General features: G+C 29.4%; 9 protein-coding genes. 1 reads left to right on the top strand and 8 read right to left on the bottom strand.

Annotated elements, in window-relative coordinates; all coding sequences use genetic code 11:
• From VK998_RS01195 to VK998_RS01170, 6 genes are all read right to left on the bottom strand, one after another.
• Positions 1 to 5,944: glucoamylase family protein (locus VK998_RS01195; RefSeq protein ID WP_325224551.1), on the bottom strand; the 5,944-nt coding region annotated here is incomplete at its 3' end.
• A gap of 37 nt (positions 5,945 to 5,981) precedes the next feature.
• Entirely contained in the window at positions 5,982 to 8,474 is a 2,493-nt protein-coding gene (locus tag VK998_RS01190; RefSeq protein WP_325224550.1) for a sugar phosphate nucleotidyltransferase, read from the bottom strand.
• Between the two features lie 39 nt (positions 8,475 to 8,513).
• On the bottom strand, positions 8,514 to 10,205 hold the full coding sequence (locus VK998_RS01185) for a phospho-sugar mutase (protein ID WP_325224547.1): 1,692 nt from the start codon (positions 10,203 to 10,205) through the stop codon (positions 8,514 to 8,516).
• Positions 10,206 to 10,228: 23 nt separating this feature from the next.
• A complete protein-coding gene (locus tag VK998_RS01180) occupies positions 10,229 to 11,410 on the bottom strand; it encodes a M20 metallopeptidase family protein (protein WP_325224545.1) in 1,182 nt (393 codons plus the stop codon).
• A 220-nt stretch (positions 11,411 to 11,630) separates the two neighbouring features.
• A complete protein-coding gene (locus tag VK998_RS01175) occupies positions 11,631 to 12,632 on the bottom strand; it encodes a nickel pincer cofactor-dependent isomerase, group 22 (protein WP_325224543.1) in 1,002 nt (333 codons plus the stop codon).
• 485 nt (positions 12,633 to 13,117) lie between these two features.
• Positions 13,118 to 14,263, bottom strand: a complete 1,146-nt coding sequence (locus tag VK998_RS01170; protein ID WP_325224541.1) for a pyridoxal-phosphate-dependent aminotransferase family protein — start codon at positions 14,261 to 14,263, stop codon at positions 13,118 to 13,120.
• An 898-nt stretch (positions 14,264 to 15,161) separates the two neighbouring features.
• Between VK998_RS01170 and VK998_RS01165 the strand changes: the two genes are divergently transcribed.
• The gene (locus VK998_RS01165; protein WP_325224540.1) at positions 15,162 to 16,061 is read left to right on the top strand and encodes a LysR family transcriptional regulator; all 900 of its coding nucleotides are present in this window, start codon (positions 15,162 to 15,164) and stop codon (positions 16,059 to 16,061) included.
• A gap of 99 nt (positions 16,062 to 16,160) precedes the next feature.
• Here VK998_RS01165 and VK998_RS01160 read toward each other — a convergent pair whose 3' ends face one another.
• Positions 16,161 to 17,222 carry a pyridoxal-phosphate-dependent aminotransferase family protein gene (locus tag VK998_RS01160; RefSeq protein WP_325224539.1) on the bottom strand — a complete coding sequence of 354 codons (1,062 nt, stop codon included), beginning with the start codon at positions 17,220 to 17,222 and terminating at the stop codon, positions 16,161 to 16,163.
• A gap of 170 nt (positions 17,223 to 17,392) precedes the next feature.
• The coding region (locus VK998_RS01155; RefSeq protein ID WP_325224536.1) for an IclR family transcriptional regulator at positions 17,393 to 17,821 on the bottom strand (429 nt) is incomplete at its 5' end.

Below are 17,821 nucleotides of genomic sequence, written 5' to 3'. Positions count from 1 at the left end.
GATAAAATTTGGTATAGCCTATTCCATGGGTTATAATATAATCTCTTTCATCTCTAATTGGTTTAGGGGTAATACTCCAAATTAATCCAATACTATTATCTGACAAATAGATTATTTCTCCTGGCCTTTCCATTATTGGGTCGTTATACCAAGGGGTTAGTTTGTTTTCTCTACTATTTTTAGACCAAGTAAATCCAGTACCATGTTCAGTAATTATAGACCCAAAATCTGTATTAGCTAATACATTTATCCAAGGCAAAGGAGTATTTACATCCTTTGTAAGTTTAATAATATATTCCTTGCCGTTTTTTGAAAATCCACCATATCCGTTATAATAGTCTAAATCAATAGTTATATCCTTTCCTGGATATTCAACTAATTCTTTATTATACTTTTTAAATGGTATCGTATTTTCTTTAGTTTCCGCTACTTTACTTCCTTCCTCTGTTTTTATAATCACTGTTGCCCATTTGTAAAATAATGATATGTCTTCTTCTGGTATAGTGTTTACATTCCTAATAAATACTCCTCCAGATATATCAACTACATTTCCTCTTCTTTCATAAACCACTTCTCGTATATTTTCAAACAAAGGCTGATAGTAGATACTGTCCTCATCATTTAATATAACTAAATTTACTGTTAATCCTTTGTAAGACCAGTATTCATGAGCATCTAATAGTTGGATTAAAGTCCCTATACCTTCCATTGATTTTATAGTTGCCAAAATTATAGGATTGTCGCCTGAAATTCCATAAGCCCATAATCCTTCTTTTCCTTTTACATTTTGTTTTAATATTGATTCATATGGTTGTATTAAATTCTCATTTAGATAGAATAAATAAGGAAGTAGTTCCTCATATAATTTTGAATTCGACTTATTTAAATTTAAATATCCTAATTCTGCCTGAGATTTTGTTTTATAAAGGTCTATGCCTATTTTTATATTTCCCTTATTATCATATTTATTTAGTATATCTATGGCTTCATTCTTACTCTTAGCTAAAGCCGTGATAAAATAGATATCTGTTTTCTCTTTGGGTTTTAATTTTATCTTCTTACCTATACTCATAATTGGATCTAACACTACTCCACTTGAATTAGTTAGACCTTTAATTACTCCTTTTGGATTATTAAATGAATTACCTCGTCCCAAAAAATTTCCTCTATTAGTTTCGTATTGAAAATTTTCTTCTCCATTATCGAATGTTTTTACTCCATGAAGGATCCAATTATCTTCAGTGTCTTCTCCTCTCGTCTTTCTATGTGCTAAAATAGCTTCTTGTTCTTCTAACACTTCTGTTTTGACAAATAAATTATTAAAAGCGGGATGAGCTAAATCTGAAGATAACCTTTCCCCTACTATCTCAAAGTAACTTATGATTTCTAATATAATTTCTTCATCTCCATTGTTTGTTAGCCTTACTTTCCTTATCTCTCCATTTTCTTCAGGTAACAAAAATATATCCATTTTTGTTTCAATGTTTTTATCTTTGCGTCGGAAACTAGCTTTGTCTATAGAAAATTCTACATTATAATAGTCGGATTCCTTATAAGTTGGAGCATAGGTTGTTGACCATAAGTTATTATTTTTCACATCTTTGATATATATAAACTGTCCATAGGGAATAGATAAAAAATCCTTTCTCCATCTATTGATAAATATATCATCATTTTTTGAAAATCCTTCTCCTCTATTATTAATCATTAAAGTATAGGTATCAGAAGATAGGAGATGGCATTTTATATTCTGTAAATCTTCTTTACCATATATCCTTTTTTTCAATTTTTCTTCTCTTTTTATATCAACAATTACTTCTTCTAAATTCTCTTTTTCCTTAGATATAATTGGGTTGATTGGTATTTTTTCCTGTAATAAAAATTCTCCACATTTCATTTGGGAATCTCTGTGAAATCTTTTTATTAATATATTATCATTTATGAAATTGTTTATAGCTGCAAAAATCATCCCCTGGTGATGGCTCATATAAGACTTAACTATACCTTTATCTAAATGAGAAGGTAATCTATTAATACTATAATCTATAGCTTCATAAAACCCATATTTCCCTTCTAAACCTTCTTTTTTGAGTCTTTGTATATTATTTAATACTTCTATTGGTTTAAAATTCAACGCTAAAAAAGTAGAATATGGAGATATAACTAATTCATCCTTTAACCCTCTTTGAAAACCTAAAGCTGGGACGCCAAAGGCTTTGTACTGGTAATTAAGCCTATTATCAAAAGCAAAAAATCCAGATTCTGAAATCCCCCAAGGCTTATTGTTTTTCTCCCCATAATCTATTTGAACATTAATCGATGTTTTATAAGTTTCATCTAATAATGTATTTTTATAGTTTTTCAACACCAAAGCAGGCATTAAATACTCAAACATGGTTCCTGACCAAGAAGCAAGGCTTATATGATTGTTTTCCATAATTATTGACTTCCCTAATTTCTTCCAATGTTTTAAAGGTACTTCTCCCCTTGATATAGAAATATAAGATGAAATTCTGGCCTCAGAAGCTAATAAATCGTAATGAGAGTCTAATATCTTTTCTTCCTTTACATTATAGCCTATATAAAAAAGGTCTTTTACACAATCATATAAAGGCCTAAATTTAGTATTATCTATTATATTCTCAATCCTAACCACTATATCTTCTATCTTTCCTTTTTCATTTGAATCTTCTATATATTCTTTCAAGCCTTCTTTAAGTACTATCAAGTAAGATATAAAATTCCCACTATCTACTGTAGAAACGAAGACCGGCCTTAGAGGTTCTAAAGTTTCTGTGTCGTACCAATTATAGAGATGTCCTTCCCATTTTTCCATCTTCTCTATGGTATCTAAAGTCGATTTAACTAAGTCTACCATCTTTTTTGTGGTTATAAAATCCATATCTCTGCTAGAAAGTATAGATAGCAGATAAAAACCTATATTAGTAGGAGAAGTTCTATTTGCTATTCCATTATATGGATATTCTTGAAAGTTATCTGGAGGTAGATAGTTATTTTTGCCATCTGCAAAGGTTTCATAAAAATTCCATGTTTTTTTTCCTATTTCTTTTAGTAATTGTAATTTTTCTTCTTTAATCTCTATAGCTTCTACTTCTTCTCTACTAATTTGATAAGCCATAATAGGTCCTATAGACCATAGTATACCAACGACTAAACTAATTATTATATTAGATGAATTAAAAATATAAGTTAGAACTACTAAAATTAAGGCTAATAAAAAATTCCCTCTCATCAGCTTGAAATAGCTGGTTATATCATTGCCTAGTTTCCTTTCCATATCAAAAGCTGTTGTCCACTCTAACAAATTCTTCTTGGAAATAAATACCCTATATAGTGTTCTAACTATGGCATCAATCATAATTAATCCTTCATGAGGTAAAAACATGAAAATTAATAAGCCTTGATATAAATAGGTCTTATATCCATATATAATATTACTATTTAATTTCATCTTTTCAACTTTAAAATTTCTATATGCTAAAGCTTCTAATGCCATCATTATTATGGGTAATAATAAAACTACTAAAGCTAATCCTATCCAAACAAAAATATTTCCAGGGAAAAATGCCAAACTTAAAAATACGTTAAATAGTAAAGATACAGATAAAAGACTTCTTCTCATATTGTCTATAATTTTCCATTTAGATAAAGAAGAAATAAGTTCCCCATATTTTCCAACTAGCCATCTAATTAATTGCCAATCTCCCCTAACCCATCTATGTTGCCGCATAATATAGGAACTATATTTTTCAGGATACCCGTCTATCAATTCTATATCCGTTGCCAGTCCAACCCGGGTTAAACTTCCTTCTAAAAGATCATGACTAAGTATGGAATTTTCAGGAATAACATTGTTTATACAATTTTTAAATACTTCTATATCATATATTCCTTTTCCTGTAAAAATAGCTTCTCCAAATAAATCTTGGTAGATATCTGATACTGCTGTACTATAAGGATCTATACCACCTGCTCCTGCAAATATACGAGTAAACAAGGATTTATTGCTACTTTCAATGTCCACTAATATTCTAGGCTGTATTATTCCATAGCCATCTTTGACTATTTTTTTATCTTTATCTATTATTGCTTTGTTTAATGGATGAGATATAGTGCCTATTAACTTTTTAGCTCCTTCTATAGGTAATTTTGTATCTGCATCTAAAGTAATAATGTATTTTATTTTCCCTTGAAGTTTTGAAATATCCCCTGAAATAACATTAAAACTGGTGTTTTCATCTCCAGATAATAGATTATTCAACTCAACTAAAGCTCCTCTTTTCCTTTCCCAACCCATCCATCTTTCTTGAGTCTCAGAATAAACTCTCTCTCTATGGAAAAAATAAAATATATCTTCCTTTGAAGCATATTGATCATTTAACTTTTTTATTGCCTTTAATCCCTTATTAATTATTATTTCATCTTCTAAAGCTATCTTACCATCACTATCTTTAAAGTCTCCTACAAGACCAAAATATATATTCTCTAGTCTATTTGATAGATAATATATTTCTAAGTTTCTAACCAATTCCTCTACCCTGTCTTCACTAGGAAGCAAAGTTGGTATAGCAACAAAAGTTGTATATTCTTTTGGAATTCCTTCTTTATAATCGACTTTTGGTAAAACTTTCGGTCTAAATTTTTTAGAATAAAAATAGTTTACAATATTTATGGAAATAGTTATTGCTGGGATAAATACTATAAAAAAAATTAGAATACCCCAATATATACTCCCTTCTTTGTATCCATATCTACTAAAAACAATGGATATTAATAAGGATATCAATACTATTGGTAAATAATAATAACTATATTTGCTTAAATATATGCTATAATTTTTGTCATTCTTGCTAAAATAATCAAAAATTTTTTTCCTACCTTCATGTATAATATAATAACCAATATGGGCTTCTCTTTCGATAAAATCTTTTTTATATTCTTCTTTTGCAAATTCTAATGCCTTTTTAGACAACATTATTTCCTGTACGTTGAAAACTTCTGCTAATTTTTGAATTTCATGTTTATAATAACCTTTTGATTGAGAATCCATTTTTTCATATATTTTTAAAGGATCTTCAAGTAGAACCTTTTCCACTACACATATTTCATTAAAAATGGTTTCCCAATTTAAGGAAGAAATATTTCTCAAAGAGGTAATACAATATCCTAGAGAAATTTTGTACTTAGATTGAAGTATATATACTTTCTCTAATATCTCTTCAATACTTCTTCCAATATAATCTAGTTTTATGTCTATTTTATCTAATACTATCTGAAAATCTTCTTTTTCTTCCCTAATCTTCCTGATTATTCTTTCTAATTTTGTAGGAGTCATTCCATGTATGTTTTCAATAATTTCTTCTATATTCTCTTCTATAGATAAGTCTATATTGTCTATTTCTCTCCAAGATTCATTTATTTTTAAAAAATGCTTTGAAACATTTCTAATATACTCTATTAAACCTAAAGTAAGATATCTTGAAAACTGGGCTATCTCTTCTAAAGATAATATCTCTTCCCTTTGAAATTCATTAATAAACTCAATAATATTGTCCTCTGTAATACTTCCTGCACTATGGGATATATACTCTAAAGCTAAAAGATAAATTCTAGGATAACCTTTAAAATTACCTGTTTCTATCACATTTAATACTATTTTTCTATCCTTTTTTATATTAGCCTTTAACTCTTTATATACTAGCTCTATTAAATAAAAATTATCCAGTAACCAATCAGTACCCTTTGGCAAAGATTTACCTTCGGATATATCTCTATTCAATTTTAAGTAGGATTTTTCTATTTCTTTGAAGCTTTGGTCTAATCTATATAAAAAAAATTTCTTTGTATTAGTCTTTTTAATGGTTTTATATAGAGTATGGATTTCTTCCCCTGCCAATAATCTATTTATATCTTTTGTCCACATCTCCTTTAACCTTCCTTTCACTTGCTAGATTATGAGATTAATCTTTCAATAAATTTCTAATTTTTTTATCATATTTTATCCATAATTCTTCTGCATATTCCTCATTATCTCCTTCTATATATAGATTAAACCTAGGCTTTTCTTCATCGGGGATTATTAATGCCCAACCCTTATCATCAATAAATCTAATCCCCTCTTTTAGTTCCACGCCTTCTTTTCTATCCTCTGTTAATCTCCTAATAACATTTCCCTTATTATCCCATGTACAGGGTATTTCTTTTCTAAAGTAAAAATACTCAGGAATTTCCTGCAATAATTTGTTTATTACAATGTTTTTATCTACAAGATAATCAATAATTTTTCCTGTAGCCCATATACCATCAAAATTAAGTACAAACTGAAAATCTAAGTTCTTTTTAACTATAGTTCGTATTAAATCTGAAATATTGGATTTAGTATAAACGGTACTACCATTATGCTCCTTAGCTATTTTTTCTATTATCCTTGGAAAATTATAGGGAACTGCAGCTTCTTTAAGTTCTCCAGTTTTAAAACCTATTAAAAAGGATAATAAATTGAATTTTTCATCTTGTATAATATTGAATCCATCGGTTAATGCTATTTTTTCACCATCTCCACTATAAAAAACACCTAAATCTCCATCTTCTTCTAATACTAAATTTTTGATATCTTCTATTCCAAAATTATTATTATATTCTGCCGTTATTACTGTGCAACCTATTTTAGTCAAATATTTTTTTGCTAAATTTACAATATTTTTTGAGGGTGAAGCGATAACAAGTTTAGGTTTTTTGTTTTTAATTTTATTAATATTTTTCAATCTTTTTGTACCCTCTTTTAAATAGATAGATGAAAAGTTATATATATTAACTGCATTTTCTATTTCATATCCTTCACATCTTTTGTAGTCTTCTATGACCATAGAGTTTTCTATTTTTCTTTCAGTACCTTTATCAATATTTCCTCCTTTGCTATTTAAAATTTCTATATATACATTACTTTTGTTAAATTCATCTGTCCTTATCTGAACTCCCCCATCAGCTTTGAAATACCTTACTCCAAACCTGCACATAGGCATAGTGCTATCTTCAATATCGATTACTAAAGAACCAGTGGATAAAATCCCAGATATAATAGATGCTTTTATTGATTTAGATAGATTTTTTTCATCACTATTTACTATAAAAGTTCCCTTTCTTTTAATCACAGTAGCTAAGCTACTTCCTAATTTAACTGCTATTTCTGGAGTTATGGTAGTATTGTAAACTCCAAAAATATTCCTAGAACCAAAAAGCTTTTTAGATGCTTTTTCTTCCCATACCATATTTTTATTTAAAGTAATATTTTCGTCTATTGTCTTATGTGGCCATACTTTCACTTTAGGTTTGATAGTACTATTCTTTAATATTCTGGAATGGGATCCTATTACTGCACCTTCAAAAATTCTATTTCTTTCATCTATTTTTACATCATTACAAAGAACAGCTTTTCGAATTTCGCAATTATTAGATATATTTACATCATCCCAAATAATACTTTTCTTTATAGAGGTATCTTCTCCTACAATACAATTATTCCCAATTATGCAATAAGGCTCTAAACTTGCTCCTGCTTTTATTATGGAATTTTTCCCTATATAAACAGGTGGATATATTTTTGTACCCTTTTCTATTATAGTTCCTTCTCCTACCCAAATTCCTTCTCCTTGATTTTGTCCTAAAAGATAATGCTTGTTGTCTCTTGACAGTATATCTTTATGAGTATTTATATAAGTATTTAAATCTCCAACATCACACCAATATTCTTCAGCTATATATCCATATATAGGCATATTATCTTTAAGTAGTTTAGGAAATAAATCTTTGCTGAAATCGAAGTTTTCTCCTTTTTTATAGTATTGAAAAACCTCTGGTTCTAATATGTATATACCTGTGTTAATAGTATCGCTAAATACTTCACCCCAACTAGGTTTTTCTAAAAATCTTATTATTCTTCCCTCTTCATCTGTTATTACTAATCCATATTCTAATGGAATCGGTTCTCGTTTTAAAACCAATGTAGCTTTAGAGCCTTTTTTAATATGAAAATCATAAGCTTTTTTTAAATTTATATCAGTAAAAGCATCTCCACTTATTACTATTACTGTAGTATCTAAAAATTCTTCAGCATTTTTTACGCTGCCACCTGTACCTAATGGTTTTTCTTCTATATAATATTTAATATTTGCATCAAATTTAAAACCAGAACCAAAATAATCCATGATCATATTAGGTAGATAATGTAATGTAACAGCTATATCATTTATTCCGTGTTTTTTCAATAGTTCAATTCCGTATTCCATTACGGGTTTGTTAAAAATTGGCACCATCGGCTTAGGTAAATCACAAGTTAAAGGCCTAAGCCGGGTACCAATTCCTCCAGACATTATTACTCCTTTGATAGCGATCACTCCTTCTATGTCTATACTCATACATAGATATTTTGTGAAACTGCCCCTAATTTTATACATAAAAAACCTTCCCATTTTAAATCTGGAAAGGTTTTTACATTATTTTATGGATTCAATTCTATCCATTGTCGTTTTTTCAATTAACTTAATTTTTCTTTCAGATGAATGTTTGGTTTCCCCTTTTGAATAGATATATATTTTTATCTTTGGTTCTGTTCCCGATGGTCTTATTGCATACCAAGAGCCATCGTTAAAGAAATATTTTAGTACATTAGATTTTGGATTACCTGTATTATCTTTTAAGTAATCTATGGTTTTTGATAGCCTCATATCTTCAATAGCAGTAATAGGAGTTTTTCTAAAGGAGTCCATTATCCTATTAATCCTTTCTTTCCCTTCAATCCCTTCTAATACTATTGAAATTAGTTTTTCAAAATAATATCCATATTCTAGATATAATTCTTCTAATCTGTCTAATAAGGTTTTTCCCCTTTTCTTATAGAAAGCAGCCATTTCTGCAATTAACATAGAAGATATTACCGCATCCTTATCTCTTACAATATTACTATATACATAACCGATACTTTCCTCATATCCAAAAATAAAGGTATGTTTTTTAGTCTTATCAAATTCATTAGCCTTTCCACATATATGTTTAAAGCCAGTGAGGGTTTCTAAGGTAGTCACATCATAATCCTCTGCTATTGCTTTACTTAAATCTCCAGTTACTATACTTTTAACTATAGCTCCATTTTTAGGAATAGCATCTTTTTTATCTATTGATGATAATATATAATCTACTAGTAAAGCCCCTGTTTGATTCCCGTTAAGAAACACGTACTTTTCATCTGCATCTTTAACCATACAAGCTACCCTATCACAATCAGGGTCTGTTGCTATTAAAATATCTGCATCCTTTTCTTTGCCATATTTTTTAGCATATTCAAAAGCTTTTACATCTTCAGGATTGGGATAACCTACAGTAGTAAAGTTTGGATCTGGTTTCTCTTGTTCCGATACCACATAAACTCCTGTGAACCCTCTTTCTTTTAATACTCTTCTAACCAATTTATTACCAGTGCCGTTTAATGGAGTATAAACTATATTAATCTCTTTATCTATATCCTCATTTACACTTAATTCCTTTACCTTTTCCACATATTCATCATCAATTTCTTTCCCTATATATTGAATAAGTCCTTTATCAATTCCTTCTTCCAATTCTATTAATTTTATATTAGAAAAATCATCAATATTATTGATATTGGTAAGTATCTCTTCTGCTACGTCGTCCAGTATCTGAGAACCTTCTTCCCAATATACTTTATAGCCATTATAGTCCTTTGGATTATGACTAGCAGTAACGACTATTCCTGAAATAGTATTCAATTTCCTTATAGTATAGGATAAAAGAGGGGTAGGTCTTATATCATCAAATAAATATACTTTTATACCATTAGCCGCAAGAACTCTAGCTGCCATTTCAGAAAAATCTTTAGAAAAATGTCTTACATCATAGGCAATTGCTACTCCCCTCGCCATAGCTTCCTTGCCTTTATTTACAATAGTATCTGCTAGTCCTTGAGTAGCTAAAGATACGGTGTATTTATTCATCCTATTAGTCCCTGCTCCAATTTTTCCCCTTAGTCCTGCAGTTCCAAAGGTCAAATCCGTATGAAATCTATCTTCTATTTCTTCTTTATTGTCTTTAATAGATTCCAATTCCTTTCTTGTTTCTTCATCAAAATATTCATTTTTCAACCAATGATTATATTTGTCTATAAAATTCATTTTCAATCCTCCCTATTTAAAATCTATGATTTCAAAAATTCTAAAGCATTTCTGGCTTGAAGCAAAATCCCTATTGTTAAAGAATCTTCATCTATATCAAAATAAGATGTATGTCCGCTATGAATAATTCCTTTTTCTATATTACCAGTGCCTAACTGAAAAAAAGCAGAAGGTCTTGTTGCTGCAAAGTAGGAAAAATCTTCAACACCATAGCTTGGAAAAGGTATCTTTTTTACATTCTCTTTTCCTAATATTTGTTGACCATTTTTCCTAACAATATCCACCATATCATTATCATTGATTAAGGCAGTATAGCCCTCAGTTCTTATAAACTCTCCTTCTCCTCCCAATGTTTGAGGAATTTGCTCCACTATCTTCTTTATTTTATGTAATACCAATTCCCTTGATTCCTTGTTAAGGGTTCTAACTATGCCTTCCATTTCTACCCTGTCTGCAATAATATTTCCTCCATATCCTCCTTTAATTGTCCCAATAGTTAATACTGCCGATGATCTAGGATCTACATTTCTACTAACTACAGTTTGCAATGCTACTATTACCTGTCCAGCTATAGCAATTGCATCTACTCCATCTTGAGGATAGGCTCCATGACTATTTTCCCCATATATTATTATTCTAATCATATCAGAAGCTGCTTTCATTTGACCATATTTTATACCAATTTGCCCAGTTTTAAGATTATTATCCACATGTAAACCAAAAACTCCATCTACATAAGGATTTTCCAATACTTTTTCTTCTATCATAGGTAAAGCTCCTCCAACAGTTTCCTCTGCTGGTTGAAATAAAAACTTAATATTTCCGTTTATACGCTCTTTCATATTATTTAATATCTTAGCAGTTCCTAGTAAAATAGCCGTATGGGCATCGTGACCACAAGCATGCATTTTCCCTTCTACTTTAGATTTATATGAAACGTCTTTTTTATCATCCATGGGTAAAGCATCCATATCTGCTCTAAGGGCTACAGTTTTCCCTTGATTCTTTCCCCTAATTATTCCCACCACTCCAGTTTCTGCAACTATTTTGTTTTCTATTCCCATATGATTTAAGTATTCAATAATCTTATCCCTAGTCCTATACTCTTCCAACCCTAGCTCAGGATTTTGATGAAAATCTCTCCGTATATTTATTACCCAGTTTTTTATCTCCATCACTTTTGATTCTAAATAATCAAACTTCAATATAGAGTCACTCCTTAAGTTTGCTTTTTATTATTATAACATATTGTGGTAAAAAAAATAAGATAGTCTCTAAATAGAGACTATCTTATTATAACTCTTTAAATTAATTATCAAATTAATATACAACAACCTTATTAATCTTTTTACTATATATATGATTCAAGTCCTAATGACTCACAAGTGTATATTGTTCAGTTCTAGACAAATATCTCATCATGAACTAAAACAGATTTCCATACCGATCAAAATCTAGCGGCATTAGTCCAGTTATTATTTCCAAATTGGGATTATTTTTAGCTTCTTCTATTAAGTTTTCTGAAATAAATATATATTCCATATCTAATGTGTTTTTTATCCTAATAATCTTAACTTCTGATTCTTTTTTCAAATTGCTTGTCTTAATTGCTCCTTGAATTGCAAGCTTGTCTGTATCTAATACCATAGGAATTTTTATTGTCTTTTGCACTGTTGATGTAATTGAATTAGGGTACGTTTGGTCAAATTTCATCTTGTTAAAAAATCTTCTAGTTGTAAAATCTGATAATCCAATGCCGTTCGCATTCCCATGAGATTCTTTGGTCAGATCTAATACAACTATTTTTTTTATATCTGGACCACCACTTGCATAAGGAGTATGATACCTACCTATAATATTTGTATCCATTCCTGTTCCTGTGATATTTTTCCCTATTTCATCTATAACCAAAACATCAAATTTATCAAAACAAATCTTAGGTAGCATCTTTTTAGATTCCTTTTGCAATTCTGGTTCTAAATCTAAAATTTGCCTTTTATCCATAGCAACTATTTTATAGGTTTCATCATAAGCATTTTCTAGTAGACCAACAGCAAACACAATATTTTTCTTTTCTATAATAACTTTAGCTATTTTGGGTAAATTTTCTGCCATTTTCCCAAATCCTTGATTATGACAAACTTCTGCACCTTTTTGCTTACCCAATCCTATAGTTATCATTTTTACTAACCCACTTTCATATGGGCCACGAAATCCAACATGAGGTTTTATTCTATTGATTACAACGATACCATCTGCTTCATTGGCATATCTGTCTATATTAACTGGTAATCCATCTTCTGTTTCTCCTATTTTTACTACTTCCATGGAAGATTTAATAGGTGCTTCACAAAATTCTTCAGTTATTCCCATACTATTTAAAACCTCAATCTGTCCTTTTGCATTAGCACCTCCATGACTACCCATAGCTGGAACTCGTATAATAATGTTATAGTTTAAAAACTATATTTTCTTTTCTATCTCACTATTCTTGTGAGATAATAATTGTACAGATAGAGGTCGTAGATCACCTCCTTGTATTAGTTGTAACAATTGAAGTACTTAAAAAATTACTAGTTTATAACCCCCTCTCTAAACCAAAATCATTTTAAACAAAATTCTAAATACTATTAATGTCCTGTAATTTTAATATGAACATCTAATTTATACAATACTTTTTTATATTTACTTACTCATTTTGTAAAATTAATTATTACTAGTTTACTAGTCTTATATGTTTAGTTTTTTCGATGAATCAATCATTGAGTGAAATAAAAACATATAAACTAGTTATCTTAAACATAGCAATTTTTTAATACGAAAATCACATAATCTTTATTACAGTTGCTATAATAGCTGGTTAATTAGATGAATTGCTATTTGCCTTATATGATTTAGATGAAATGTTTCTATTAATCAATTAACTTTTCCATCAATGTACCAACACCTTTACCTAGTACATCCTTTTTACCTAATCTATAAAGAGTTCTTTCAATTGCCGACATAGTTGATATTAAATCGTGAGTATCTATATTGCCCATATGTCCTAATCTAAACATCTTTCCTGCATAAGCTCCTAGTCCACCTGCTACTACTGCACCTTCTTCAGCTAGCACCTTTCTAAACTCCCCATCATCTATTCCATCCATGTATATTACATTTGAAAGGGTAACTGCTCTATGTTCTTTTTCAGCTAATATTGTAAATCCTAATTCTTCTAATGCAGCTTGCATAGCTTTTGCTACTTTTATATGTCTTTCATATCTATCTTTAATGCCTTCTTCTTTCATAATTCTTAACGATTCTTGTAATGCCCATATCATATTTACTGGTGGAGTACCAAAGTATTTTGCTGGATCATTCATAATTGGAATCCATTTTTCAAAGTCTATATAGTAATCTCTTATAGTTCCTAAAGCTTTTCTTCTTTCTAATGCTTTAGGACCAGCAAGTACTATTGCAAGACCTGGAGCAACTCCAAAAGCTTTTTGTGATCCTGTTATAAGTACATCTATACCCATTTCATCTAAATACTCAGGTTCAGCTGCAGTAGCACATACTCCATCAACTATTAATATAGTATCTTCAAACTTTTTAACCATTTCCCCTATTTCAGCTACTGGAGCACATACTCCTGTTGAAGTATCAACATGGGTTACTGTTACAGCTTTGTATTTCTTTTCTTTTAGTTTCTTTTCAATATCTTCTACAGGTACTATAGTTCCCCATTCTGAAGATATAACATCGACATTAAGACCTTTTCTTTCACATAACTCAACATAACGATCTCCAAAGAAACCAGTAGATACTACTAATACATTATCTCCTTCTTTGGTAACGTTAGCTATTCCCATTTCCATAGCTAAAGTTCCTGTCCCTGCTACAACAAAAGCTTCTCCTTCTGTTTTAAAAATTGTTTTTAAGTCTTTTATTACTCCTTTAAAATCGTTGATAAAATCAGGGTCTCCAAAAGCAACTGTTTCTCTTCCCATTTGATCTTGAATTGACCTAACAACAGGTGTAGGTCCTGGTATCATTACAAGTTTTCTATTTTTCATTTCTATACCTCCTAATATTGAATAGTATTTATTACTAACACTACCTTTACAATTAATAGTTACAATAATTATAGATTTTACTATTGGTAAATGTTATTTTCCCCTATTAAAAATAGTATAATCTTTTTTTAAACAAATGTCAATATTATTTTATTTTTATATTATTTTATTTTTTAATGAAAACATATATTTTTACTGATATCATATCTCTTATCCGATCGCATTTAAAATCTAATTAAAAATATCTTTTCATTGTTTGTATACCGTATGAACTAATAAAATTTATCTATTATCATGGCTATTAATCTTGAATTTTCAACCTTCATAATTCACTAATGTAGTTGCTGTTTATATTAGTTTACTATTTATTAATTTAAAATTAATATAATTCTTCTTTTTTAGATGTATGAGAATCAAATATAGTAGAATGTCATTTTGGATTATTCCGTAAAACGGAAAGCATAATTGCAGGAAATACTCTATAACAAAATGCCCACATAAAGATTTTTCATAGATTCTTTAGAAGATAAATATTTATCAAGGTGCAACTATACTTAAAGCTAAAAGTTGTTATATATTTCTTGCTGCCCATTCTACATAGTCTAATTTGATTGTTTATCTTTTTAAGATTTATATATTGGTTTATTAGATATAATATTTATATGTTCTATAAGTTTTGATATCTTTAAATTTTACTTAATTTCTATATTTTAATATTAATTACTCTTATTAGTTACCGATGTTAAACTGCATTAAATACAGTGTTATTAAAATATCAAATCTAATTAGACTACTTTGAATGTTCTTGTAATAATCATATCACTTTTTTTATTACTTGAATAATTCATTTTATTGTTATATAATATTCAATACTTCGATATTAATTAGGAGAGATATTATGAACTTATTAGGAATTGAAGCTTTTCTTGCTATTGTGGAAGCACAAAGTCTGTCAAAAGCAGCAGAAAAACTTTTTTTAACTCAATCTACTATAAGTAATCGTCTAAATGTTTTAGAAAATCAACTAAATACTAAATTAGTTGAAAGAAGCCAAGGGCAGCGATTTATTACATTAACTTCTGAGGGAGAAGAATTTATTAGTATTGCAAAACGTTGGATGGCATTACAAAGAGATACAGAATTCTGGATAAATAAAGAAAGTCCTTTTAAATTAAGTATTGGTTCTGTAGATAGCTTAAACTCTCATGTATTTATAGAAATTTATAAAAAAATCATGCAAAAGGAAACTTCTTTTGAACTTAACATCAGCTCTCACTGGTCTAATACAATATTTGACTTATTAGAATCTTATGAAATTGATATTGGCCTTGTTCCAAGATTGATCAAAACAAATAGTTTATTAAGCAAACCAATATTTAGTGAAAGATTGGTTTTTATAAGTAATCCTAACTTTTCCAATTATGATGACTTTGTTCATCCAGAATATTTAAGTGTGAAAAAAGAAATTTTTTTAGATTGGGGTGGTAATTTCAAAATTTGGCATGATAGTCTGTGGGATCCAACTGATTCTATAGAAATAGTTGTAGATACTACAAGACTTATTTTTGAATTTATTGATAGACCTGATGCTTGGTCTATTGTACCAGAGTCTATTGCTCACTCTTATAAAGAAATTCAGCCTCTTAAAATTTCTGAATTCGTTAAACCTCCCCCAGAAAGAATATGTTATAAAGTTATACATAGAGACCCTCTACCAAAGATTACTGAACCCTTAAAAATTTTTGAATCATATTTACTCAAATATATTGAAAATAATCCTTTTTTAACAAAAATCTAAATTTATTCATAAAATTTGTTCATAATTGAGTTCAAATAAGTTCAAAATAAAATGATTCCTTCCATAGTATAGAAGGAATCATTTTTATTTAAATATTTTTTAACCTAATTTGGCCAAAGCTTCAAGAAATCCATCTACATCTTCTTTATATACATAACCCATGGTTCCTACTCTAAATACATCATCAGCAACTGGAGCTAATCCTCCATTTACTATTACCCCTTGTTCCCCTAAACCTTTAACTATTTCTTTAGCTTTACCTGGCGCATAAACTGCTGTTAAAGTTCTAGAAGCATATTTATCATCTTTAGGGAATATATCGTATCCAAGTTTTCTTACACCTTCTATTATTTGGTTTGTATTTTCAGAATGTCTCTTATATACATTATCTAGTCCTTCTTCAAAAATCATTTTTAAAGCCTCATCTACAGCAAATACATTATAAACTGCAGGTGTGTTAGGAGTTTGATTTATATCTTGAAACTTTCTTGCTTTTTTCAAATCAAAATAAAATTTTGTAAGATTTGAACTTTCTGCAGCTTTCCATGCTTTATCACTTAATGAGATAAAAGATAACCCTGCTGGTACCATAAGTGCTTTTTGTGAACCTGATAATACTATATCAATATTCCATTCATCCATTCTCATTTCAAGACCACCAGCACCGCTTACAGAGTCGGTTATTAATAAAGTATCGCTACCTTCTAATGCCTTACCAAATGCTTTTAAATCATTTGTTACTCCTGTGGAACTTTCATTGTGGATTACAAATACTCCTTTTGTATCTGGAGTTACATGTTCCATAACTTTATTTACATCTGCTGCCTCACCTAAATCGAACTTTACTCTAGTAACTTGTAATTTATGAGTTTCAGCCATTGTTGCAAATTGTTCACTAAAAGTTCCTATTACCGGTACTACAACATGGTCTCCAGAAGAAAAACAATTTTGTATGGCTGCTTCCATTGCCCCTGTTCCAGATGATGTTAAAATAAAAACTTCATTTTTTGTTTTAAAAAGCTTTTTCAAACCGTCCCTTATTCTTTGGTGCATCTCACAATATTCCTTCGAACGGTGAGATATGGACTTCCTATTCATTGCATTTAAAATTCTTTCAGGTACAGCTGTTGGCCCTACCATCATTACTATTTCCTTTTTCATTTTATTCCCTCCGTTTTTACTATTGTTAAATATGATTTAATATTGTTAAATATATAGTATATCAATTTTACTATGATGTCAAGTCTGTTTTTAAAATAAATAATCATAAAAAATATAGGCTGTCCCAAAATAACTTTTAAGTATTTTGAAGACAGCCTATATTTTAATTATTAATTTATTGTCTTTAGATAATTAGTCGCTTCTTTTACAATTTGTAATACTATTTGTATCCATTCTTTTTTATTTTCTTCAGTAAATCTTGCTGTTGGTCCAGATATGGTAATGCAAGCTATAGCTTCATTATTCATGTCAAACACAGGTGCACCTATACAACTAACTCCTAGTTCTCTTTCTTCGTTATCAAACCCATAACCATTCTTTTTTATTTCTTTGATTTCCTTGATAAGATCTTCCTTATTTACTATGGTATTTTCCGTATACTTTGTTAATTCTATTTCCTCTAGTATTGAATTTCGAATATCTTCAGTTTTATATGCTAATAAAACCTTTCCTCCAGCAGTACAATGCAAAGACTTGGAGTTGATCGCCTCAAAAAGAGCCTCGGCAGTAATCTGCCCTTCCTTGGCCGCGTCACGAAA

The sequence above is a fragment of the Schnuerera sp. genome, from assembly GCF_035459645.1.
Lineage (GTDB): Bacteria > Bacillota > Clostridia > Tissierellales > Tepidimicrobiaceae > Schnuerera.
Note: the sequence above shows the minus strand (reverse complement) of the source record. Positions and strands in the feature narration are given on the sequence as shown.